Source organism: Variovorax sp. EBFNA2 (assembly GCF_033802765.1).
Lineage (GTDB): Bacteria > Pseudomonadota > Gammaproteobacteria > Burkholderiales > Burkholderiaceae_C > Variovorax > Variovorax paradoxus_H.
In genome coordinates this window covers 880,391-901,336 of the sequence record NZ_CP138497.1, presented here as the reverse complement: position 1 = coordinate 901,336, position 20,946 = coordinate 880,391, and the positions used below count along the sequence as shown (strand labels likewise).

The window sequence follows — 20,946 nt, the reverse complement described above, 5'->3', positions numbered from 1 at the left end:
CGCATCGCCTGCATCGGCGCGGACGATCGCCATTTCCCTTACTGATTTGACGGAGAACCTTTATGCAACTGGCTGAAAAACTGGCCGAGTATGTCGATCTGCTTCAGTACAGCGACCTTGGCCAGCATGTCATTCATGTCGCGAAGCAGCGCGTTGTCGACAGCATGGGCTGCGCCCTCGGCGGCATGAACAGTGCGCCCGCGACTAGCACTCGATCCTATGCACACACCCTTCCACAGGGGGCATCGACCATCTTCTTCTCCCGGAAGAAGGTGGCAACGGACGTCGCTGCGTTTCTGAACGCGACCATGGTCAGATTCCTCGACTACAACGACGGCTACTTCAGCCTTGAGCCGGGGCATCCGAGCGACAGCATCGCCGCATGCCTTGCCGTCGCAGAAGCAGAGAATCTCAGTGGGAAGGACGTGATCCTGTCGATGGTCATCGCCTACGAGATCCAGATGCGCTTTCAGGACGCTGCGACTCTGTTCAGGCGAGGCTGGGATCATGTCAACTACGTGACCATTGCCGCAACGATGGCTGTGGGAAAGCTGCTCAAGCTTTCGCGTCCGCAACTCGTGCACGCGCTGGGCATGGCTCTCAACGGGCACATTGCGATGCGTCAGGTGCGTTCAGGTGAACTTTCGGGATGGAAGGGCGCCTCGGCCGCGAACGCGACGCGCAACGCCGTGTTCTGCGCGTACCTTGCCAAGCACGACATGACAGGACCCTGCGCGATCTTTGAGGGTGAGATGGGATTCTTCGCCCAGGTCAGCGGTGCCATCGATCTCGATACAGCCTACTTTGGCAACCGACAAAGCCAGGACTTTCGCATCAAGGTGGCGAAGACGAAGCTCTATCCAACGAATGGCGAGATGCAAACAGCCGTGATGGCCGCTGTGAGCCTGAGAGAAAAGATCGGAAGTCTCGATGCCATCGAATCGATTCGCGTGGACACCACTGACGTCGGCTACAAGTTCTTGGCGAAAGACAAAGCAAAGTGGCGCCCGGAAACCCGGGAGACCGCCGACCACAGCTTGCCCTACACCGTCGCACGCGCGCTGCTGGATGGGACGATCACGCGTGCAACCTACGACGTCGCCAAGCTTGCCGATCCGCAGGTACTGGCCATCATCGACAAGATCACTGTGCACGAAGACCCGGTGCTTGCTGCGCAGATGCCGTCGCTCGCGAACAGGGTGACGCTTCGGCTGAAGAATGGGGAATCGCTGAGCGAGGAGCTTGGAACCAAGGAAAATCCACGCATCGGGCTTGACGATCGCGCGATCGAGACGAAGTTTCGCGACTTCGCCCAAGAGCATTTCAGCCAACAGAAAATCGAAGAGGCACTTGGACTTTGCTGGGCACTGGATCAGCAGGCAGGGCTACACCAGTTTCTCTCGAATTTCGAGCTTGACGTTAAGTCCTGATTGCACGGACTGCTGTCGCGATGGCCCAGCCTAGGAATGCCCTGAAGGGCTGGCACCGCGAGTACGAGCAGCGCCTCGATTTGCCTGTGGGCTATGCGGGCTTCTACGTGTTCCCAGCGTGAGAAGTTCAGCACGAAGTGGTACAGGATATGGGCAAACGGCGCGTTCGCAATCGTCACGCCCAACTTCCCCATGGCGGTGAAGTCCGACAGGCCGCGATGGCCAGGGGCATGGCCCTGCGGGAAGAACATTTCCTTGGATGGACCTTGTACAGCGCGCCACTGCCGGATGCGACGCTGCAGCGTGCGCAGCATGCCATCGGGGAAACGATCGGTGTAGTCGTCCTGGAGCTTGCGCAGCAGCGTAACGGCCATCAGCGCGGGCGCGCTCCTGAGCAGCGGAACAATCTGCGTGTCCCACACGTCGGCGAATGGGTCGGGCCGCGAGCGCCAATAGCGCCGGGTCTTCTGGGAGGGTACCCGCCCCGAACGGAGCAGTCGTGGTTGCACGGAGCTGGTGGCAAGCCAAGCAGGCAGCCGACAAACTCACCATTCGATTCAAAGGGACGCTCAACGAACGTGTCAGCACCCCTGAGCTCGACGAGCGCATGCGCGCCGCACTGGAAGGCGGTACATGGCCGGCCGCTGCAGCGCGGGGACATCGCTGCAGCGTTCCGTGCGCCGCATCAGGTGGTAGAGGCGGACTGCGCCGTGCCACTCCTCGCGCATGCAATGCATGGAACCGATCAATTGCATGGCGCAAGCCGGACCGGATCGGCTGGACTTGTGGACCGGTACGCAGGCCCAAGACATCCTTCTGCGTGAATGCGGAGCAGCGGGGGGGCTACAAGCCCGAGCAGGTCTACTTTCATACCCCTATCTCGGCGGCGGCTTCGGCCGCAAGACCCAGGCTGAGGCGGCCATGCAAGCCATGCTCACGAGCCTGCGCTGCAGGTGGCCGCCCGGTGAAGGTGCTTTGGGCGCTAGCCGATGACTTTCAGCAGAGGCACTACCGCCAGACGATGATGTGTCGCCTGCGCGCCGCGCTCGACGCGGACGGCCGCGTCCAGGGTCTGCGCGTCCGTGTGGCAGGCCCTCAGATGGGGCGTGACAACGGAGTGGTCCTCATCAACGGCGTCGCTGACGGGATGTCGCTCACGGGAACCATCGAAATGCAGTACCAGATTGTGGGTCGACCACATCATTGGACGCAATCCCGACCAAGGAGTTGCCGCTGGGTCTTTCGCGATCATCGCCTTTGCTCGGCGGTAACCGGTACCGGGGTCCTGCGCCAGTGCCAGGGACGCTGCAGCGGCCAGTTCGATCGAGGTGCAAATATGCGCGGTGCCCAGAAGCCCACGCACCACGCGGCAATGACCGCGGACATGATCACGTCGCTCGGAAAGTGCTCGAGCGCGAGAACGCGGCAGATGCTTGGGATGGAGGCCAACGCCCACAAGCATTTGCGCCAGTTGGGAAACAGGCCAGCGAGCACGAACGCAACGGCAAATGCCGTGAACGCGTGACTTGACGGAAACGAATTAAAGGGTGCCCCGGCAAACGGTGCGGCGAAGCCGTAGTGTCCGTTCTCCAGAAGCAGGAAAGGGCGGGCCCGCGCGACGACATGCTTGAGAACCAACGTCATGAAGCCGCCTGTCAGCAAAGTCAGGAGCATCAGCAGGCTTCCGCGGACCCAGCGCTCGCAACCGTGTTTCCAGTGCACTGTCACCGGTACCGACAATGCAAGAAGACTTGAGGCGTAGATACCCAACGCGGCGATCCCAAAGAAGCGGGCGTCGGCGACATCGCTGACCGTGTCGAAGACGCCGGAGGACTCCGCTGTCAGAAGCGCGTGGATGACCCGTATGAGCGCGGCGTCCAACCAGACCGCCATGGCCACGACGCCGCCAAGCAGCGCGCCGAGGGACTTCAGGATACGAGCAGCGGGAGTTTCATTGCGGGCTCGGTCGCGAGGGCTGCTTGTCATGCTGCGAAGCCACCGCTCAGCATCGCTGCTGTGGACGGGGCAGAGGAGGGCGCCGCTGTTTCGGAAAAAAGAACTGAGGACACGCGGGCTCCGGTTTGATCGTGTCCAGATGCTCCACCCCGTAGCCTTGCTGCATCCTTACCGGACCTGCCCGGCTCGAAGGTGCGACGCCATTCGCCAGGTAAGCCGAGGGTAAGGCTGGTAGGCCGAGCATTCAGGCTTCATCACTATCGGACCCCGTCATGCTGCGTGCCTCTATCACCCTCGTTCTCTGCGGCCCAAGGGGGCTCGCCGTGACGCAAAATGCGCCCGACGTGGCGTTGACCTCCCCGTGCCGAAAATCGACCTCTGCGGCTCAGCCCTTCAGTTCGCCGACATGAGGCCAGCCGCCAAGCTTTTCGCGAAACTCTGCTGGCCCGGACGCCTTGGGTCATGGCTGTTTGACACCTGCCTGCTGGACGTCCTGAATTGCCTTGCACTGATCGCCGCTGCGTTCGAGGTTCAGCTGTTCATGGACCGTGGAGCCATCGCCTTCTGGCTGCTGCTTTGCTTCGAGCACTGTCCTTGACAGTGCTGAAGCGGCTATCGCCGTTATGGCGCGAATGCGAGAACAAACTCCGTCCCAGGCGATGCCGCGTGTGCTGTCAATCGCCAACCGTGGGCGAGCGCGATCTCCTGGCATATTGCAAGGCCCAGCCCCGCGCCTTCGTCGCGCCGCCCCGCGCCGCGCCAGAAGCGATCGAAGATCAACGGCAGATCGCGAGTTGGAATACCAGCACCCTCATCGCGAACCGAGATCTGCCGTGCATCGGCCATGAGCCGCACCACGCCATGCGGCGGCGAATGCTGAATCGCGTTCTCCAGGAGATTCTTCAGCAGTGTGAAGAGCGCACCCCGGTCCGCCTGCCAGGACGCGGAGTCCGGCGCAACCCGCAAATCCAGATGCACGCCGCGGCGCCCCGCAAGTCGTCCGAGATAGTCGCCGACCTCGTCCACCAGCGCGGCTGCACCGACAACGCCCGCCTCGTAGTTGCACAACTCGGTCGCCTCGGCCAAGTGCAGAAGTTGACTGACGTGCCGAGCCATTTGATCCACGTCGCGAATCAAGGCATCGCAATTAAAGACGGCTCCGCTGTCGTTGCCCAGTTCGACTTGCGCGCGAATCAACGAGAGCGGTGTCTTGAGCTCGTGCGCAGCCGCCGCAAGAAAATCCTGCTGCGCGATGTAGCCGCTCTCCAAACGGTCGAGCGCGCGATTGAAGGCCTCGATCAGCGGCAGCATCTCCGAGGGCAGCCCTTGCACGCTCAAGCGGGCGTCGAGCGTACGCGGCGTGATACGTGCGGCACTCTCAGACGCCACCCGCAGCGGTCTGAGCATGCGGCTCAGTGTGAAATACATGACCACAGCGAACACCAGGACCGATGCGAAGCACGCAAGCAGAATGCCGTGTCCAAGCGCTGGCATGCCGACGCTGCGGTCCATGAGCTCGATCAGGCGCTGGCTCACCGCCACTTGCACATACCATCGCTGACCCTCGTGATCGAGGCCATGTGTTGCCGCACGCACCGCAAGCCCGTCTGCAATCGAATCGAACGTGTGATCACGGGGCTCGAAGCCCTTGCCCTCCTGGAGCAGCGCTGAATCGTTTTTCCTTGCTGGCATCACGACGTTGCCGGTCGAGTCGAGCACGCGCACAGCGGTTTCTTTCCCCATGCCGGAATACAGCCACATCGGGAGCTCCGATTCGTCCAGTCCGCTCGGGCGTCCGGTCGCGTCGAACTCCAGCTGTCCGCCGATCAACCGCGCATGGGTGGAGATTCCTTCATTGAAAGTGTCTCCGCGCAGAAGCAGCGTGGCCGCACTCACGACAACGATCACCGCAATGCAGACCAGGATGCCGGCCACGTACGTCGCCAGCAGCTGCGTGCCGAGGCTATGTGGCCAGTGGGGCTTCGCGAAGCGCATAACCATGTCCTCTCACATTGGCAATCTGCAGCGCAGAGCCCACGGCCTGCAGCTTTCTGCGCAGGCGATGCAGCGCCACATCGAGTGCATTGGGCGTAACCGCCTCCGAAATTCCCCACGCGGCCGTTTCGAGCGCGCCGCGGCGCACGGTCTGGCCGCCGCTGCGCACAAGGCAAAGCATGATCTGAAGCTCGGCAGCCGCGAGCGTGACGGCGTCATGATCGCAAGTCAGCGTTCCGCTCTCGGGGTGCACGCAGATGTCGGCGTACGCCGGCGACAAGCTCTGCAGTTGGGCCGGGCGCCGCAGCAGCGCGCGCACGCGCGCGACGAGCTCTTCCATGGGAAATGGCTTGACCAGATAGTCGTCGGCGCCCGACTCCAGGCCATCGATTCGATCATGCAGGGCATCCCGCGCCGTCAGCATCAGGCACGGCGTGCGCGTACCGGCCGCGCGCAACCGCCGTACCAGTTCGAGGCCATCGCCATCGGGTAGTCCGCGATCGATAACGAGCGCCGCATAGGGCGTGCGGCGCAGTGCGTGCCAGGCGACGTCGACGCGCCCGAACACATCGGCCTCGATGCCCGCGCCGAGAAGCGCTTGGCATACCAAGGTGGCCATGCGGTCGTGGTCTTCGATCAGCGCGATGCGGTTCATGCGGTCGAGGCAGCGTCAAAAACGATAGAGATAGCCGAGCGAGACGGCCGACTGGCTCGAACGATCGACCAGCGGGCTGTTCTTGATTTGCTTGCCCAACTGCGTGGCGCTGACATCGACAAACACCGACTGGTGAGAATCGATTGCGTAGCCGACGCGCAGTCCGATTTCCGTGTTGACAGTCGAATTTCCAAGGTATGCAGAACGGCCGGGGCGGCTCTCCTCGGCGCGTACGCCGTAGTAGTAGTCGACGTATTTCTTGTCCTGCCAGTTGGCCTCGATCCGTGGTGTCAATGTGAAGTTGCCTGCGCGAAAGTCGCGCTGCACGCCGAGACGAAATTGTTGGCCCTTGCTCTTGCCCGAGGCATCGCCGAGCCACTCGGCCGAGACGTCGGCAATCTCGTTGCGCCAGGTGACGCCGGCGCCGAGCCAGACGCTTCCTTTGCGTTCCTGCATGTCCTTCAGGATAGGCGCATCGCTCGGCTCGTAGCCTCCGAGGCCGTACTTGGCGCGCAGACCAAAGGACAAAGATGAATTGGTGCCCAGCTCGACCTTCGGCAGCTTGAGTTCCGCACCTGCACCGAGCACCCGTACATAGCGGTTTTCATAGTAGATGAGCGGAATGCCTTGGGTCTTCGTGCCCGCGCCGGTGTATGGCTGCTGCTTGACACCGGCGGCAATGCCGATGCCCCAGCGAGAGGCGTCGGCCGATTGCCCAGGCTGCGACACCGCGGCAGCCAGAGGTTGATCAAGGCTGCTGTCCTGCGCCCACGCAGCGGGCAGAACCAGCGCCAGCGAAACACCAAAAAGCAAGGAGGGAAAAACGGGGAAGACAGGAGTCGAAAACGCACGCGGCATCGCGGAGCCAATCAGGGTTGTAAGGGGGCTTCGATCGTTGGCGCGATCGTCTTACCGAACTCTTACCGGCACCGGCGGCGCGAAGGATCATCCCTGGTCCGGGCCGTAGCCATCGATGTCGTGAATGAGCTTGGCCTCGTACATGCGGTCGAGGTCTTGCTCTTCGTGGCTGAACACGACGCGGCTGCGCTCCGACGTCATGTAGGCCATCAGGTACATCACCGTCTTGCCCACATCCTTGCTGACGAGGCGTGCAACGCATAGCAACGGCGAGCCGACCTCTACATGCAAGCTCGCCGCCACGTGAGGAGCCGCGGCGACAGCGGAAATTTCCTCGGTCACGTATCGAAACCGCACGCCCTCGGACAACAGCATCTCGGTGATCGAACGCCTCTCGAGCGTGTCATTCTTGATGGTGCCTGCGTATTCCGGCATCACCCAGGAGTCGACGAAGAGCAGGGGGACACCGGATATGGAGCGAAGACGACTGGCGTACATCACCTGTGCGTCTTCGGCCAGCCCCATGGCCGCCGCAACCAGGGGCGGTGGCGAGCACTTCGATACCTCGAGGACGGTGACCTTTGTCTGCTTTGACCGCTTCGCCAGGGATTCCGTGAACGTCGAACCGGTGCGGTTCTGAGGCTTGGCAGCTGTTTGCTTGACGAAAGTGCCTCGTCCGAGGCGTTTCTCCAGCCATCCTTCTTCCACTAGGTCCGCGACGGCGCGCCGCACCGTGATGCGCGAAACACCAAATGACTGGCATAGCTGATCCTCGGTGGGTATCGGGTCGCCTTCCCTGTAGGCGCCCCGCCTGATCTGTTCCCGAAGAGCCAGGAACAGCTGGCGATGCAAGAGGTCACCGCGTTCGCGGCGAAGGATCACTGACATTGTGTCTTCTCGACTCTTCTCGTGGCTGAAGGTTGCATTGTCAGGGAGGTCTGTCGCGTGCCCCGGCATCGAGCGACGGAGCGGGTTTTCACTAGCATGAGATTATGATATCATGCTTGCATAATCCCATCGCCGATTTGCAAGCGGCCTCGGCGCCTCGCATTCGGCCAACAAATCCAGATAAATCCGCCAGAGGAGACACTGTGAAGATCGGAACGATGGGGCGCCGCATTGCGGTTGCGGGGGGCGCTACGCTTGCCATGAGCGGCGTCGCTTTTGCGCAGACGAGCAGTGTGCAGATCTATGGTCGGATTTCTGCCGGCATCTCGCACAAGACCAATCAAACCGGCGCCAAGACTGAGGTCAGCAACTACCTGTTGAATGGGTCCTATCTGGGGTTTCGTGGCAGCGAGGATCTCGGCGGCGGCCTGAGAGCGATCTTTCGTCTCGAAACCAATATTGACTCGGACACCGGTGAGGTGGGTTCGGGAGGGAAGTTCTGGCATCGCGAATCGACCGTCGGCCTTGCCAACGAGGCGTTCACGCTCACGCTCGGTCGCCAGTTCCATGCCTCCACGGACCGTGTCACCCGGAGCCTGGACGTCTTCAATGTGAGTGGGGCGAGCCTGCACGTCACGCCGCTGGCGCTCTATGGGGTCAACAAGTTTGCAGGCAATGACTCGCGCAGCGACGACGTTATCAAGGTCCGCTGGGACGGCCCGGCAGGAATTACCGCGGCCTTGAGTGCCGCGCCGAATGAAGGCTCTGGCCGAAGCATGGCTTTCGACCTGGCCCAGATCACCAATGCCTACACCGTTGCCCTTTACGGTGTGACCTTCAAGTCGCCGACGCTTGCGGCAACGGGTCAACATCCCCAGCACACCGTCCTCGGTGCGGGTGGCCAGCTTCGCCTGGGCAGCAGTGCGCGCCTCTACCTGAATGTGGCGCGGGCCACGCTCGACGGTTCTGCAAGGGGTAGGCCAGAACAGGCCAACACGTTGATCACACCGGGCTTCCGGTATGACATGGCGCCGTTCATCTTCAAGTTCTCGTACACGCTGGACAGCGGCAAGAACATCAACAACGTGGCGGGCCGCGACGGCAAGAAGAAGACCGCGATTGCCGCCGTCGACTATCAACTTTCCCGGCGCACGACACTGAGCTTTTCGGTTTTCAGCAACTCCTTCTCGGACGGGTACAGGCTCGACCCCGTCAACATCGCTGGCCTCACCCGGGACCCCTCACGCTCTTCCACTTCCGGCTAGGCGATCGGGGTACGTCACGACTTCTGAGTTCCTTCGTTCGACCTGGGCGGCTGAACCGCCGGGTCGACACGACCTTCCAATCATCTGAAAAGAAAGACAACCATGGCCCTGCAAGGCAATGTGAAAGTAATGGTGCCCTGCGGCTCCCTTGGGTCAGGGGTCCGCGAGAGCGAAATTGAATACGGGCTTGCCAAGGGAGCCAACGTCATTGCAACGGACGCCGGCTCCACCGACAGTGGAGCGGCCTACCTCGCCCTTGGAAAATCGAAGAACAACCGCGGAGCGGTCAAGCGTGACTTGGGCATCCTGCTGCGCGCTCATGCCAAGACGGGCATTCCAATCATCGTCGGCACCGCGGGCCAGGCGGGCGGAGATCTCAACGTCGACTGGACCCGGGACATTCTCCTGGAACTTGTGCAGGAACTGGACATCTCGCCGAAGATCGCGCTGCTGTACTCCGAGCAGGAGAAGGGCAGCCTCAAGGCCTTCAACCGACAAGGCAAGGTGCGGCCATTGCCGCCGCTGGGTCCACTGGAAGACTCGGCCATCGATGCCTGCGAGCACATCGTCGGCTTGATGGGCGTGGAGCCCTTCATTGCCGCACTCGAGGCGGGCGCAGACATCGTCATCGGCGGGAGGTCCACCGACACGGCCGTTCTGGCCAGCTATCCGATCTGGAAGGGCGCGTCGTGGGGAGCTTCGTGGCACGCCGGAAAAATTGCAGAATGCGGCGCCCAGTGCTGTCTCAATCCTGCCGATGGCTCAGGGGTTCTGCTGACCATCGATGACAGCGGCTTCGAGGTGGAGCCGTTGTCCACAACGAACCGGTGTACGCCGCACAGCGTGTCCAAGCACATGCTGTATGAAAACAGCGACCCCCACTATCTCCACGAACCGGGGGGAATTCTGGACGTCACCGGTGCGGTGTATGCGCAGCGCGGCGAGCGTACCGTCCGCGTGGAAGGTGCCAACTGGGTGAAGCAGCCCTACACGATGAAGCTCGAAGGTGCGGCCGCTGGAAACTACCAGACGCTGATGCTCATCGGCATTCAGGACCCCGACGTTCTCAACAACGTCAACGCATTCCACGACCGCTTGCTGGAGGCGCTCCATGAACGCACCCGCAAGTCGATTCCCGCGGAGGAGCTTGGTGAATTCCACATCTCGCTTCGCATGTATGGCTGGAACGCCGTGACCGGCGATGTGCCGGTGAATGTTCCGCCGCCACGGGAAATCGGTGTGCTGCTGGTTGCCACGGCCCGGACGCAGGAACTGGCCAACGCGATCGCTCACGCATGCAACCCCTACTTCTTCCACTATCCGATGGTGATGAACAAGGAGCTGCCGAGCTACGGCTTTGCCTTCAGCCCGGCAGACGTTCCGCGCGGCCAAGTCTTCGAATTCAAGCTCAACCATGTTGTCGCCATTGAAGACCCTTTGTCGCTGGTCCGCACCGTCTGGCTGGACAGGGGTGGCAAGGCGATCGCAGCCTGAACGGAATCAAGAAGGAATTAGATATGCCCAAGCTGCGTGAAGTCTGCCACCACATCCGCTCCAAGGTCGCTGGTCCGTTCTGGGTCACGGTCGATCTCTTCTTCGATGGGGAGGAGAAGTACAGAAAGTACCGAGACTGCGAAGAACTGTCCGCAGACCTCTTCCATCGGCTGTATGGCGTGGATCCAAGCCTCGTCAAACGCATCCCAGTCGACTCCCTGCACGTCCTGAAGATCTCCTTTCCGCGAGCGAACCCTCAAGGAGGAATGGTCGAGCGTGACATGCACTCCGGTCAGCAATACGTGCGATTGCTCGACATCGAACTGAAGTAGAGGGCAAGCCCGAAAGGCGTGCCGCTCGACGATGGCTGATCCGCGATGACAAGGAAGCAGGAGACAGAGATGAACCAACACCACGCACTTCAAAGGCGGAAATTCGTTGCGGGTGCGCTCGGCAGCGCAATGCTGGGCTCCGCATGGGGTTCAAGCTATCCGGACAAGCCCATCAAGATGGTCCTGCCGGTCTCACCCGGCTCCGCGATCGACGCGACTGCGCGGCGGCTCGGCCCCGTGCTCGAAGGCGCACTCGGACAGCCGCTGGTCGTCGAGAATCGGCCCGGCTCCGCGGGCCTGATCGCGACCGCGCAGCTGGTTCGCAGTCCCGCTGACGGCTACACGCTGGCCATCGTGGCCTCGACCCATTGCATCACACCGCATCTCTACAAGGCCAGCTTCCATCCCTTGCGGGATGTGCAGCCCGTCCTTGCACTCACCTCGGGTCCGATGATCTTCGTCGTGCACTCGAGCGTGCCCGCCAAGGACGTCCAGCAGCTTATTTCGTACGCCAGGTCGCGCCCGGAGAAGCAGTCGGTGACGCTGGGCAATTCCGGCAACGGTACACCGCTGCACGTCGCCGGCGCGCTGATGTCGCTGAAGGGCGGGTTCAAGGCGCTCCATGTCGCATACAAAGGCATCGGGGCGTTTTCCACGGATCTGGCTGGAGGCCAGGTCATGGCCGGTTTCCTTCCGGTGATCGCAGCGGCTCCGCTGATCAAGTCCGGTCGGATCAGAGCGCTGGGCATCAGCACGCTCAAACGCCTGCCGGTGCTGCCCGACGTGCCTACGCTGGCGGAGTCCGGGCTTCCGGGCTTCGACGTCGACGGCTGGTTGGCACTGATCGCGCCGAAGGGAACGCCTTCGGTAGTCGTCCAGCGCCTTAATGGTGAATTCAACACCGCACTTCATACCCCGGAGCTCGAGCTGTTTGTTGGCGATAGCGGCGGTGCCGTTATCGGAGGCACGGTGAACGACTGCGAGAGCCTGTTCCAGCGCGACTTCGCCGGGTACGGCCGGCTGATTGCCCAGGCCGGCATCAAGGCCGATTGAGTGCCGCAACATCCACATCGACTGCAGCAAGCCGCTCGCGACGAATTCATGCCGCACAAGAGAGTCTTCCAATGGGTGCTGCTGATGGCGGGCGCCGGGGCATCCCTGGTTCTGCTGCGCGCACTCCACGTCCCCGGTGCGGTGCTGTTGGGGCCGATGCTCGTGGCCATCGGTTTCGCGTTGAGCGGCGCGGGCCTGGAACTGAAGCCCGGCATCTTCTTGCCCGTACAAGCGGTTCTCGGTTGCATGGTCGCCTCCGTCGTCAGCCGGGACCTGCTGCAGCTGATTGCAGACCACTGGGTGGTCGTGCTTACAGTGAATGTCCTGAGCGTGGCTGCGGCAGGTGTCGTTGCTGTGGTGTTCACTCGCCGTGGCTGGCTGCCGGGCCAATCGGCCATATGGGGCCTGTCCCCGGGGGCGGCCTCGACCATGATGATGTTGGGGGAGCAGCAAGGGGCAGACCCGCGCGTGATTGCGCTGATGCAGCACCTTCGCATCGTCTTCGTGACGCTGACGGCCGTCGCGGTGGCGGGACTCGTCGGCGCGAGCGGCGGGCCTGCCGCTTCGCCGGTGCCGGCGACTGTGTTCCTCGCCGGCGCGGTGTCTGCCGATGTGGTCGCGGTGCTAGGAGCACTCATCGCCGCAGGTGTTGCCGTCGCTATGGCAACCAGGTGGCGGCAGGCGGCGTTCTGGCTGCCCCTCGTCGTGGGCAGCGGATTGCATCTGGCACACCTGAGCACCGTGGAGATTCCGGTCATGGTCGCGGCCGTCGCGTTCGCCTTCGGCGGCTGCTACGCGGGGCTGCGCTTCAACAGGAAGGTGTTGCTCGACTGCCTCCACCTGATGCCGGCGATGCTACTCGGGATCCTTCTGATGACCGGGTCGTGCATCGCGCTGATGTGGCCGATTCTTCGCTCGTTCGAAGGTATCGATGCGCTCACGGCCTTCCTCGCCATCATGCCCGGAGGCATCGATGCCGCCGTGGCTGTGGCTCATGGCATGCATGCCTCTGTGCCGGTGATTCTCGCGGTGCAGGTGATGCGGCTCATTGTCGTCACGATCCTCGCGCCTCAGATGGCGCGGCTCGTGTCCAGATATTGCGAACCCAGGTAACCAGATGAAGAACGAGCAACAGCACTTGTACCCGAGCGGCGTCCGAAGCGAAATCGACGTCACGAGATACGGCTCCCTCGTGGAGCTGATGGATGTCGCGTTCGCTAGGCATGCCCGGTCGGAGGCATACATCTTCATGGGGCGCTCCTTCAGCTTCGGGCAGGTCGATGCGTGGTCCAAGGCGTTCGGCGCCTATCTGCAGTCCATCGGCCTGGCCCGAGGCGACCGCGTGGCCTTGATGATGCCCAACGTGCCGCAGTACCCGATTGCCGTTGCCGCGGTCTTGCGCGCGGGACTGGTGGTTGTGAATGTGAATCCGCTGTACACGCCACGCGAGCTCGAGCATCAATTGGTCGACTCGGGCGCGAAAGCCATCGTCATTCTCGAGAACTTCGCCGCCACGCTCCAGGCGGTCATTGCGCGCACGGATGTCAAGCACACGGTCGTCGCGACCCTGGGCGACATGCTCGGCTTCAAGGGCCAGTTGGTGAACCAGGTGGTGCGCAAGGTGAAGAAATTGGTGCCGCGGTTCACCTTGCCGAACCCGGTCGGCTTCCGCGCGGCGCTCGCTGAGGGGCGTGAACGTCAGTTGGCGCGTGTCACGCCACTGTCCGACGAACTGGCCGTGCTGCAATACACGGGCGGTACCACCGGCCTCAGCAAGGGCGCGATGCTCCTGCATCGCAACCTCGTGGCTAACATCCTGCAGTCGGCCGAATGGTATGTGCCAGCCCTCGAGAAGGTTCCTCCGCGGGAGCAGCTGACGTTTGTCTGCGCGCTGCCCATTTATCACGTCTTCGGCTTCACCGCCTGCGTGATGCTCGGGCTGCACATGGGTGCCAGGAATATCCTGATCCCCAATCCGCGCGACCTGAAAGCTTTGTTCAAGGAGCTGCAGGGCGTCAGTTTCCACAGCTTCCCGGCAGTCAACACGATGTTCGCCGCGATGGCACGAACCATCCCGGATTCGGCGCGGTGAACTGGCGCAATCTGGTGCTTTCGGTCGGCGGCGGCGCTGCCGTTCAAAGCGGAGTGGCAGCGCTGTGGCTGGAGAAGACTGGCTGCCCGATCTGCGAGGGCTATGGCTTGTCCGAGACCAGCCCGTCGGTCACCTGCAACCCGGTCGACAGCGCGTCGTACACGGGAAGCATCGGTTTGCCGCTTCCCAACACGGAGATTGCACTGATCGACGACGACGGCGGCCCGGTGCCGGCGGGGCAGCCTGGCGAGATCGCGGTGCGTGGACCGCAGGTCATGGCCGGCTACTGGCGGCGTGCAGATGAAACCGAAAAGTGCATGACCCGTGACGGCGTCTTCCGCACCGGCGACGTCGGCATCCGAACGGACAGCGGCCACTACAAGATCGTGGACCGCAAGAAGGACATGATCCTCGTCAGCGGTTTCAACGTCTATCCCAACGAGATCGAGGATGTCGTTTCCAGGATACCGGACGTCCTGGAATGTGCGGTGGTGGGCGTACCGGATCCAGTCACTGCAGAGGCCGTAAAGCTCGTGGTGGTGAAGAAGGCGGATGGGCCGAGCGAGGAAGCCATACGACGCCACTGCCAGGAAAACCTGACGGCCTACAAGCGACCCAAGCTCGTGGAGTTCCGCACGGAGCTTCCGAAATCCTCGGCCGGAAAAATCCTGCGCCGTGAGTTGCGAGCCGCGACCACCTAGTCCAACAAACCACGTGGAATCCTCGCTGGGAGCGGCTCCGGGGAAGAGACGACCGTGTCAAGAACCGCGTCTTTGCCACAAAAGTGGCCGCGACCACAAAGCTAAAAAGTATCAAGCAATGGCCACCCGAAATCCTGACATCAACCGCTTCAACAAGAAGGCTGCGTTCTTCGTGGCATTGGCGATGTTCGCCCAAGAATCGGTCTGGAACTTCTATGACGCGCAGGTTCCCGCCTCGCTCAGGCAGTACATCAGCAGCGCTGCCGTCATCGGCCTGCTGATGGGTGTGGACAACCTGCTCGGAATCTTCGTTCAGCCCTGGATGGCGCACATGTCCGACCAGCACAAGGCCAAAGGCGGCAACCGCTTCCGCTTCCTGCTCATCGGCGCCCCCGTGGCCGCGTTGCTCTTCGCGCTGATTCCCTGGGCCGTCTCCTTCGAGATGTTGCTGGTCGCGATGATCGGCTTCGCGTTCATCGCGAACGGGTTCAAGTCGATTGCCGAGTCGCTCACGGCCGACTACCAGGCGCCGAACCATCGGAGCAAGGGCAACGCGGTGGCTCGCATCGGCGTGGCGCTGACCATCCTCGCGTCGGCCGCGATCAGCTTCCTCGTGGTGGACAGGGATTTGCGGCTGGCATTCTTCATTCCGGCGGTGCTCCTGGTCATCGGCATGTACATCGCATGCCGGGGGCTTTCGTCGCAAGTGGCGCATCGCCCGGCACAGAGCGCCGACGACCATGCGCAGCTCAACCTCAAGGAGCTGGTGCTGGATGTCTTCACTTCATCCGACAAGCGCCGGCTGCTGCTCCTGCTTGCCGTGTTCGGCGCGAACGGCACCTGGACGGCGATCCGCTCCCAGCTGACTCCTTATGTGATGGAGGTGCTTGAGCTGTCGCGAGGCACCGCCGGCTCCATCGGATTTCCGGCAGGAATCGCGTTCCTCGTTGCCGCAATACCGGTAGCCATCATTGCCGATCGGACGAGCCGCGCCGTGGTCTGCATGCTCGGAATGATCATCGTCGCCCTCGGCTGCGTGGCCGTCTTCTTCTCGACGAGCACGGTCCAGGTCGGGGCGGCCATGGCCCTCGCTGCCGTCGGATGGGCCGCCTTTGCGATCAATGCGGTCGCGATCCTCTGGAGCATCGTGCCCAACCAGAAGTACCTGGGCACCTACACGGGCATGTATTGGACCGCCGCGGCCATCGGCCAGACGCTGATGCCAGCCGTCCTGGGCCTGCTGGTCGACCTGACGGCGTGGCGCTACATGATGCTGCATGCCGCCGTACTGTCCTGCTTGTCCGCGCTGCTGATGCTGAAGGTCGTGCGCGGCGCCGCTCCCCGACCGCGCGAACAGGCGGAAGGAGCCTGAGTCTCGTCATGAAGCAATTCGAGTTCACGACGCTGAAGCTCTTCCTGGCGGTCGCCGATTGCGGCAGTCTGACGACGGCTGCCGACAAGTGCAACATCGCAATCGCCGCGCTGAGTAGGCGGATCTCGGACCTGGAGGCATCGGCCGGCACGCGCTTCTTCGAGCGGCGGGCCCGAGGGATGTCACTCACGCCTGCCGGGCGGGCGCTGCTGCAGCACGCGCGAGAGATCATCTACGGCGTCGAGCGGATGCAAAGCGACCTGCGGCTCTATTCCAGGGGGATTCACGGGCTGCTGCGAATCGCGGCCACCGCGTCGGCCGTTTCGGAGTTCCTTCCGCAGGAGCTGCGTTCGTTCTCCGACGCGCATCCCGGAGTGGCTATCGATTTGTCGGAAGGTACGAGCCAGAAGGTGGTGGAGGCGATCGCGGACGGACGGGCCGATCTGGGGGTGTTTCTCGAACCGGTGTCGGGCAACGGGCTGGTCACGTTTCCGTACCGTCGCGACGAGCTCTGCGTCGTTGTGCCGAGAGGACACCACCTCACGGCGCAGGCACGTGTTCGCTTTGCCGAGACGCTCAGCTACGACCACATCGGCACCCAGACCCAGAGTTCATTGAGCCAGAAGCTGATGACCGAGGGCGGAGTCGACTACCGCGTGCGGATCCGTGTCGGTAGTGTCGACGCGGCTTGCAGGATGGTCCATGCGGGCCTGGGAATCTGCGTAGCGCCAAGGCTGATTGTGGAGAACTACCAGAACTGCTTCTCGATCGAGCTGGTCGAGCTCGACGAGCCCTGGGCTGCACGCCAGATGCTGGTGGGCGCACGCTCGAAACAGGGGCTCAGCGGCGCGGCGCGGGCATTCTTGCGCCGCTGCATCGACGCGGGCGAAGCGGAGCCGCAGCGGCATTTGCCGGGTCCGACCGGCAGCGCTCCGGCTGAAGAGGTTTCGCGTACCGCGAAAGACCTGTCGCACGAAGCTAAACACGCGAGCCTCCCTCCTTCCTACGATCCAGTCTTTCCCAATGAAGACCCGGAGACAACGCATGAATGAGCAAGTAGGTGGCATCGATGCCATCACGTTGGAGATATGGTGGAGCCGGCTCGTCGCGATCGTCGACGAAGGTGCGACCGCGCTTCTTCGCACGGCCTTCTCGACGATCGTCCGGGAATCCAATGACTTCGCCACCGTGCTGACGAACCTGCGCGGGGAATCGATCGCGGAGTGCAGCGGCGGCATCCCGGCCTTCGCGGGAATCATCCCGCGAACGATCCGTGCCATGCTTGAGAAGTTTCCGCTCGAGACCTGGCGCGAAGGCGACTGCGTCCTCACCAACAATCCCTGGATCGCCACCGGGCACCTGCCGGACATCACAGTCGTGAGCCCCGTGTTCCACAAGACGCGGATCGTCGGCTTCGCTGGCTGTGCGGCGCACTCGCCCGACGTCGGTGGCAACCTCTCGGCCACCTGTCGGGATCTCTTCGAGGAAGGCGTGTGCATTCCACCGATGCATCTGTATCGGGCCGGCGAACGCAACGAGCCCTTCGTGGAGTTGTTCCTGAACAACGTGCGACTGCCGGAGCAGGTGCTCGGCGATCTCGAGGCCCAATGCACTGCGAACCGGGTCTGCTGCGAACGCGCGGCAGCTTTCCTGCACGACAGCGGCGAGCCCGATTTCGAACGCCTTGCCACGGCCGTACTGGACAAGGCCGATGCGGCAATGCGCAAGGCCATCGCGGCGATTCCTGACGGTCACTATGCGTCGACCATCGAAGCCGACGGTTTTCCGGGGCATCCGACCTGCATCCACTGCGCAATCACCGTCGCGGGCGACAGGATGGTGGTGGACTACGACGGCACTTCGGTGCAGGTCGACAAGGGAACGAATTGCACGATCAACTACACGCGCGCCTACTCGGTCTACCCGATCAAGTGTGCGGTGGATCCACTCACGCGCAGGAACGAGGGCTCCTACCGGGCCATCGAAGTGCGGGCGCCCGAGCGCAGCATCGTGAACGCGCAATACCCGGCGGCAGTCGCTGCGCGCCACTTGACCGGGCATCTGCTTTCATGCGCGATCTACCAGGCCCTCGGCAAGGTCATTCCGGAACAGGTCATCGCCGATAGCGGCGGCGCGCCGGCCTTCCGGCTGGGGCTCGCAGGCGTGAACGATGCAGGCGAGCGCTTCGGCCAGATCCTGTTCGCCAGCGGCGGCATGGGCGCTTCGGCCCGGCAGGATGGACTTTCCACGACGGCATTTCCGACCAACTCGGGCGCCGGGAGCATCGAGGCGCTCGAAGCGGTGGTTCCGCTGCTCTTGACCCACAAGGAGTACCGGCAGGACTCCGGTGGCCCTGGCCGGTTCCGCGGCGGCCTGGGCCAGGAGTGCATCGTCCAGAGCCTTGCCAGGCGACCCGTGATGATGGGGATGCTCGGCGATCGCGAGTCGCATCCCGCGCTGGGCCTGCACGGCGGCATGGCGGGTGCGGTGGCGCAGGTCATCCTGCCCGACGGCTCCTCTGCAAGCCTCAAGTCGCAATCTACGCTGATGCCCGGGAGCCGCGTGGTGATCCGGTTTGCCGGCGGGGGAGGGTTCGGAGATCCGGCGCAGCGGGACATCGCCGCGGTGGCGGCCGACGTGGCGGACGGCTTCGTCTCTTCGGAGCAGGTCCGCGAGGTCTATCCCCAGGCCTCCGGCCAGGTGCATGGAGGTGCCCGATGAAGCGCAGCACTCGCATCGGCGTCGATATCGGCGGCACTTTCACCGACTTCGTCCTGCACGACGAACCGCGCGGCATCACGCGCATCGGCAAGCGTCTGACCACGCCCGATGCGCCGAGCAGGGCCATCGTGGAGGGCATCCAGCGGCTGCTGGCCGAGACGAACACCGATGCGACCCAGATCGGCAGCATCATTCATGGGACCACGCTGATCACCAATACCGTGCTGGAGCGCACGGGCGCCAAGGTCGGGCTGCTGTGTACCGAGGGCTTCCGCGACGTTCTGGAAATGGGACGCGAGAGCCGCTACGACGTCGACGATCTCTTCCTGCCCCCGGTGCCCGTCATCGTTGCGCGACGGCTGCGCCGACCGGTGCGCGGCCGGCTGCTGGCCAGCGGCGTCGAGCATGAGCCGCTGAACCTCGACGATGTAGTCCGTGAAGTGCGGTGGCTCGTGGAGTCGGAGCAGATCGAAGCGCTGGCGATCGCGTTCATGCACGCGTACCGCAATCCGGTCCACGAGCAGCTCGCGCTCGAGGCGGTTCGCGCGCTGTACCCGCAGCTGCTGGTGACCCTGTCTTCAGACGTCGCACCGGAAATCCGCGAATACGAGCGCACGAACACTGCCTGCGTGAACGCCTACGTGCAGCCGCGCGTCCATGCCTACCTGGGCCGCCTCGCAAGCGACCTGACAGGCATCGGCTTCGAAGGCGAGCTCTACATCATGCTGTCCGGTGGCGGCATCACCACGATCGAGGACGCCCGCCGCTTCCCGGTGCGCCTCATCGAGTCCGGCCCTGCGGCGGGAGCGATGGCCGCGGCCTTCGTCGCGCGCCAGGTCGGCGAAGATCACATGATCTCCTTCGACATGGGCGGAACCACCGCGAAGATGTGCCTGATCGAGCACGGAAAGCCCAACCTCAAGCACGAGTTCGAAGCCGGCCGCATCCGCAAGTTCAAGCAGGGCTCCGGCCTGCCGTTGAAGCTCACGGTGGTCGACCTGATCGAGATCGGCACCGGTGGTGGCTCCATCGCCACCGTCGATGCCAACGGGCTCATGAAGGTCGGACCGCGAAGCGCAGGCTCGGAGCCGGGGCCCGTTGCCTACGGGCTCGGCGGGACCGAGCCCACGGTCACCGATGCCGATCTGGTGCTCGGCTATCTGAACCCGCAGTTCTTCCTGGGCGGCGAGATGGCGCTGTCGTTGGAAGCCGTCAGGAAGGCGATGCAGAAGCGTCTCGGCGACCGTCTCGGCATCGATGCGATGGACGCGGCCCGGGGCATCCAGGCCATCGCCAACGAGACCATGGCTGCGGCAACGCGCATGCACCTCGCCGAGAAGGGCAAGGACCCGCGCGCGCACTCGCTCATTGCGTTTGGCGGCGCCGGCGCCGTGCACGGCTATTCGCTTGCGCGCCTGCTCAAGGTTCCGCGCCTCATCGTGCCGATGGGTGCGGGCGTCATCTCCGCGCTGGGATTCCTTGTCGCCGCACCTGCGGTCGACGAGGTGCGCGGCTATCTGGCGCGCCTGGATGGCGCCGACTGGTCGGTCGTAAACGCCCTGTTTGCCCAGATGGAGGCCGCGAGCTGGGAGCTGCTGGCCAGCGCCGCGCTCGGTAACGGCGAGATCTCCGTGCGTCGGCAGGCCGACATGCGCTATGTTGGCCAAGGCTTCGATGTCACCGTGGACCTTCCCGACGGGCCGCTCGATGCCTCCAGGGTCCAGGAGGTCAAGGATGCGTTCAACGTAGCCTACCTCGCGCGCTTTGGCCGCGTGGTCAAGGGCGTGGCCATCGAAGCCGTCAACTGGCGACTGCAGGCGTCGCTGCCGGCGAAGGACATCACCTTGGCCTATGCCTGCGTGCAAGGCGAGGCGCTGCGCGGCGAGCGGGACGTGTACTTCGACGGCTACGGCTTCAGAAAGGCCAGGGTCTATGACCGCTATGCGCTCGCGCCCGGTGTGCGGATCGTCGGCCCCGCCGTGGTCGAGGAAAGGGAATCGAGCAGCAGCTTCGGCCCCGATTGCAGCTTCACGGTCGATCGCTTCTTCAACCTGGTTGTCACCATCGACCACGGGGCAAGCGCCGCCACGCAAGCAAGGGCCGAACCGAGCATGGAGGACGCGAGGTGAGCAAT

General features: G+C 63.3%; 19 protein-coding genes and 1 pseudogene. 13 read left to right on the top strand and 7 right to left on the bottom strand.

Annotated elements, in window-relative coordinates:
* The first annotated feature begins 62 nt into the window (after positions 1–62).
* Entirely contained in the window at positions 63–1,430 is a 1,368-nt protein-coding gene (locus tag RZE79_RS34545) for an MmgE/PrpD family protein (RefSeq protein ID WP_319361937.1), read from the top strand.
* Here RZE79_RS34545 and RZE79_RS34540 read toward each other — a convergent pair.
* Entirely contained in the window at positions 1,373–1,852 is a 480-nt protein-coding gene (locus tag RZE79_RS34540; protein ID WP_373696610.1) for a hypothetical protein, read from the bottom strand. The two genes, RZE79_RS34545 and RZE79_RS34540, sit on opposite strands and share 58 nt — an antisense overlap.
* Before the next feature lie 304 nt (positions 1,853–2,156).
* On the opposite strand from RZE79_RS34540, the gene RZE79_RS34840 reads away from it, so the two are divergent.
* Positions 2,157–2,423, top strand: coding sequence for a molybdopterin cofactor-binding domain-containing protein (locus RZE79_RS34840; RefSeq protein ID WP_373696593.1), 267 nt, complete (start codon positions 2,157–2,159; stop codon positions 2,421–2,423).
* Here the strand turns inward: RZE79_RS34840 and RZE79_RS34535 are convergent.
* Positions 2,413–2,682 carry a hypothetical protein gene (locus tag RZE79_RS34535; protein ID WP_319361936.1) on the bottom strand — a complete coding sequence of 90 codons (270 nt, stop codon included), beginning with the start codon at positions 2,680–2,682 and terminating at the stop codon, positions 2,413–2,415. The two genes, RZE79_RS34840 and RZE79_RS34535, sit on opposite strands and share 11 nt — an antisense overlap.
* Positions 2,679–3,416 (bottom strand): phosphatase PAP2 family protein, encoded by a 738-nt coding sequence (locus RZE79_RS34530; RefSeq protein WP_319361935.1) that lies wholly within the window; start codon positions 3,414–3,416, stop codon positions 2,679–2,681. Before RZE79_RS34530 ends, RZE79_RS34535 begins: the two co-directional genes overlap by 4 nt.
* A 331-nt stretch (positions 3,417–3,747) precedes the next feature.
* On the opposite strand from RZE79_RS34530, the gene RZE79_RS34525 reads away from it, so the two are divergent.
* Positions 3,748–3,984, top strand: a complete 237-nt coding sequence (locus tag RZE79_RS34525; RefSeq protein ID WP_319361934.1) for a hypothetical protein — start codon at positions 3,748–3,750, stop codon at positions 3,982–3,984.
* Between the two features lie 23 nt (positions 3,985–4,007).
* Here the strand turns inward: RZE79_RS34525 and RZE79_RS34520 are convergent, their stop codons facing one another.
* The 4 genes from RZE79_RS34520 to RZE79_RS34505 form a co-directional block, all read right to left on the bottom strand.
* Complete coding sequence (locus RZE79_RS34520; protein WP_319361933.1) at positions 4,008–5,381, bottom strand: ATP-binding protein; 1,374 nt, start codon at positions 5,379–5,381, stop codon at positions 4,008–4,010.
* On the bottom strand, positions 5,350–6,036 hold the full coding sequence (locus tag RZE79_RS34515; protein WP_319361932.1) for a response regulator transcription factor: 687 nt from the start codon (positions 6,034–6,036) through the stop codon (positions 5,350–5,352). The genes RZE79_RS34520 and RZE79_RS34515 overlap by 32 nt, the downstream gene beginning before the upstream one ends.
* A gap of 15 nt (positions 6,037–6,051) precedes the next feature.
* On the bottom strand, positions 6,052–6,894 hold the full coding sequence (locus RZE79_RS34510) for a MipA/OmpV family protein (RefSeq protein ID WP_319361931.1): 843 nt from the start codon (positions 6,892–6,894) through the stop codon (positions 6,052–6,054).
* Positions 6,895–6,981: 87 nt separating this feature from the next.
* On the bottom strand, positions 6,982–7,782 hold the full coding sequence (locus RZE79_RS34505) for a GntR family transcriptional regulator (RefSeq protein WP_319361930.1): 801 nt from the start codon (positions 7,780–7,782) through the stop codon (positions 6,982–6,984).
* 203 nt (positions 7,783–7,985) lie between these two features.
* Between RZE79_RS34505 and RZE79_RS34500 the strand changes: the two genes are divergently transcribed.
* From RZE79_RS34500 to RZE79_RS34455, 10 genes and pseudogenes are all read left to right on the top strand, one after another.
* Positions 7,986–9,047 (top strand): porin, encoded by a 1,062-nt coding sequence (locus RZE79_RS34500; RefSeq protein WP_319361929.1) that lies wholly within the window; start codon positions 7,986–7,988, stop codon positions 9,045–9,047.
* A gap of 102 nt (positions 9,048–9,149) precedes the next feature.
* The gene (locus tag RZE79_RS34495; protein WP_319361928.1) at positions 9,150–10,541 is read left to right on the top strand and encodes an acyclic terpene utilization AtuA family protein; all 1,392 of its coding nucleotides are present in this window, start codon (positions 9,150–9,152) and stop codon (positions 10,539–10,541) included.
* Between the two features lie 23 nt (positions 10,542–10,564).
* Complete coding sequence (locus RZE79_RS34490) at positions 10,565–10,873, top strand: DUF4387 domain-containing protein (protein WP_319361927.1); 309 nt, start codon at positions 10,565–10,567, stop codon at positions 10,871–10,873.
* Between the two features lie 69 nt (positions 10,874–10,942).
* Positions 10,943–11,926 (top strand): tripartite tricarboxylate transporter substrate binding protein, encoded by a 984-nt coding sequence (locus RZE79_RS34485; protein WP_319361926.1) that lies wholly within the window; start codon positions 10,943–10,945, stop codon positions 11,924–11,926.
* A gap of 48 nt (positions 11,927–11,974) precedes the next feature.
* Complete coding sequence (locus tag RZE79_RS34480; protein WP_319361925.1) at positions 11,975–13,039, top strand: AbrB family transcriptional regulator; 1,065 nt, start codon at positions 11,975–11,977, stop codon at positions 13,037–13,039.
* 4 nt (positions 13,040–13,043) lie between these two features.
* Positions 13,044–14,719, top strand: a pseudogene (locus RZE79_RS34475) (AMP-binding protein).
* Positions 14,720–14,732: 13 nt separating this feature from the next.
* Complete coding sequence (locus RZE79_RS34470; protein WP_319361924.1) at positions 14,733–16,091, top strand: MFS transporter; 1,359 nt, start codon at positions 14,733–14,735, stop codon at positions 16,089–16,091.
* A gap of 8 nt (positions 16,092–16,099) precedes the next feature.
* The gene (locus tag RZE79_RS34465) at positions 16,100–17,143 is read left to right on the top strand and encodes a LysR substrate-binding domain-containing protein (protein WP_319361923.1); all 1,044 of its coding nucleotides are present in this window, start codon (positions 16,100–16,102) and stop codon (positions 17,141–17,143) included.
* Positions 17,136–18,812 (top strand): hydantoinase B/oxoprolinase family protein, encoded by a 1,677-nt coding sequence (locus RZE79_RS34460; protein WP_319361922.1) that lies wholly within the window; start codon positions 17,136–17,138, stop codon positions 18,810–18,812. Before RZE79_RS34465 ends, RZE79_RS34460 begins: the two co-directional genes overlap by 8 nt.
* Complete coding sequence (locus RZE79_RS34455) at positions 18,809–20,941, top strand: hydantoinase/oxoprolinase family protein (protein ID WP_319361921.1); 2,133 nt, start codon at positions 18,809–18,811, stop codon at positions 20,939–20,941. The genes RZE79_RS34460 and RZE79_RS34455 overlap by 4 nt, the downstream gene beginning before the upstream one ends.
* Positions 20,942–20,946 lie beyond the last annotated feature (5 nt).